This is a genomic window from Bradyrhizobium sp. 35 (genome assembly GCF_023073215.1).
Lineage (GTDB): Bacteria > Pseudomonadota > Alphaproteobacteria > Rhizobiales > Xanthobacteraceae > Bradyrhizobium > Bradyrhizobium canariense_D.
This window is the reverse complement of the sequence record NZ_JADPJC010000121.1, coordinates 1-2,181: the sequence shown is the minus strand read 5'-3', so window position 1 is coordinate 2,181 and position 2,181 is coordinate 1. Positions and strand designations below refer to the sequence as shown.

The window sequence follows — 2,181 nt, the reverse complement described above, 5'->3', positions numbered from 1 at the left end:
GCCGCCGGTCGTTGACGGCGTCATGCGAATGAACGCCGCGCAGTTGTCCGCGCTTCTGGCCGGCATGGATTGGACACGCATGCATGCGCCTCGAATCCCGCAGCCGAAAGCGCTTGCGTAGGACATAAAATCTTCGCTGCACCGGGGCGCGAAGCATGGCAGACTCGGGCCAATGAGTGATTTGCCTGATGAACTGCCGAGCGATCCAGCCGAGTTGCGTGCCTTTGCCGCGGCTCTGCTGGATCGCTGCGCCAGGCTCGAGCGGTTGCTCAAGCTTGCAAAAGACGCGCAGTTCGGTCGATCGTCGGAAAAGCTTGACGCTGATCAGCTCCAGCTTGTTCTGGAGGATATCGATCAGGCTGTCGCGGCTCTCGAAGCAGCCGAGGACCGCGCCAATCCCAAAACACGCGAGAAGAGAGCTGCCGAGCGCAGGGCCAATCGTGGCAAGCTGCCGGAGCATTTGCCACGCATCATCGAGACCCTGATCCCGGCTGCAACCTGCTGCCCGTGCTGCGCAGGCGACCTTTTTGAGATCGGTCACGATGAGAGCCAGAGGCTGGACGTCGTACCGGCGCAGTATCGCGTTATCGTCACCCGCCGCCCCAAACTGGCCTGCCGCGCCTGCCAGGGCGTCGTCCTCCAGCACGCTGCTCCCGAGCGATTGATCAGGGGAGGACTGCCGACCGAGCGGCTCGTCGCGCATGTGATCGATGCCAAGTATCATTGGCATTTGCCGCTTTACCGCCAGACGCAGATGCTGGCGACGCACGGTATTGCCATCGACCGTTCCACGCTCGCCTTCTGGGTCGGCTATGCCGCCCAGGAATTGAAGCCCTTGTGGCATCGCCTGCGCCAGCTTCTGCTCGCCTCTCCGAAGCTCTGTGTCGATGAGACCCCGGCGCCGGTGCTGGATCCCGGGCGCGGCAGGACCAAAACCGGCTACTTCTGGGCGCCGCGCGATGACAGGCCTTGGGCCGGGCCTGATCCGCCCGGCGTGGTCTATGCCTATGCACCAGGCCGCGGCGCCGTTCATGGCTTGCGACTGCTCGAAGGCTATCGCGGCATCATCCACTGCGACGGCTATCAGGCTTACAAGACCATGACCCGAGAGACGCGTGCGGACGCCTTGTCCGGGACGCTCGCATTCTGCTGGTCGCATCTCCGGTGCCAGTTTGTGAAGAACGAGCGCGAGGCTGCGCCGGCGCCAGCTCCGGTTGCCCGCGAGGCTCTTGAGCGCATCGCCCAACTTTACGCAGTCGAAAAAGCCCTCCGTGGCCGATCTGACGCCGAGCGCCGCGCGGGCCGGCAGGCGCATGCCCGGCCGTTGGCTGCAGCCTTGAAGCAGTGGTTTGAGGCGAAGCTTGGTCACCTCGCGCAGAAGAGTGAGACGGCGAAAGCTTTACGCTATGCACTGCGTCATTGGGACGGCTTGACGCTCTACCTTGATGACGGGCGCATCGAAATGGACACCAACGCAGTCGAGCGTGCGATGCGGCCGATCAAGCTCAATGCCAAGAACGCCCTGTTCGCCGGGTGTGACGAGGGTGCTGAGAATTGGGCATTGCTGGCGTCGCTCATTGAGACCTGTAAGCTCAACGGCGTCAGCGCCGAGTATTGGCTTGCCGACGTTCTCGCAAAGCTCGTCAATGGCTGGCCGGCGGCACGGCTGGACGAACTGCTTCCCTGGGCATCCACCTATACGATGCATGCACAAGATCCGAGGCTTGCGGCATGAGCCTCAGCACGACCGCGGTCCGGATCAAGGTGACTCTCAAGGACGTGAAACCGGAGGTGATGCGATGCCTTGTCGTGCCGCTCACGCTGCGCCTTGATCGGCTGCATCTGACGCTTCAGGCGGCGTTTGGCTGGACGAATAGCCATCTCTTCGAGTTTTTGGCTGGCGAAGGACGTTGGGGTATCCCTGATCCCGATGGAGATTTTGGCCCTCAGCCCATCGATGCTCGCAAGACGCGGCTCTCCAATATCGTTCACGAGACCGGCGCGAAGACGATCCATTATCTCTACGACTTCGGCGACAGCTGGGATCACGTGATCAAGCTCGAAAAGTGGTTCGACAACACGACAACGGAGGGACTTCCCCTCTTGCTCGAGGCCGCCGGCCGTTGTCCTCCGGAAGATGCCGGCGGTGCGTCAGGCTATACCGAATACCTCGACGCCATC

2 protein-coding genes are annotated in these 2,181 nt (G+C 62.4%); both read left to right on the top strand.

Features of this window, described 5'->3' with window-relative positions; all coding sequences use genetic code 11:
• Positions 1-172 precede the first annotated feature (172 nt).
• Positions 173-1,735: an IS66 family transposase gene (locus IVB36_RS26280; protein ID WP_247393488.1), complete on the top strand. Its 1,563-nt coding sequence runs from the start codon at positions 173-175 to the stop codon at positions 1,733-1,735.
• Positions 1,732-2,181 (top strand): plasmid pRiA4b ORF-3 family protein (locus IVB36_RS26275; protein ID WP_249803239.1); only part of this gene is annotated, 450 nt, incomplete at its 3' end. The genes IVB36_RS26280 and IVB36_RS26275, both read left to right, overlap by 4 nt.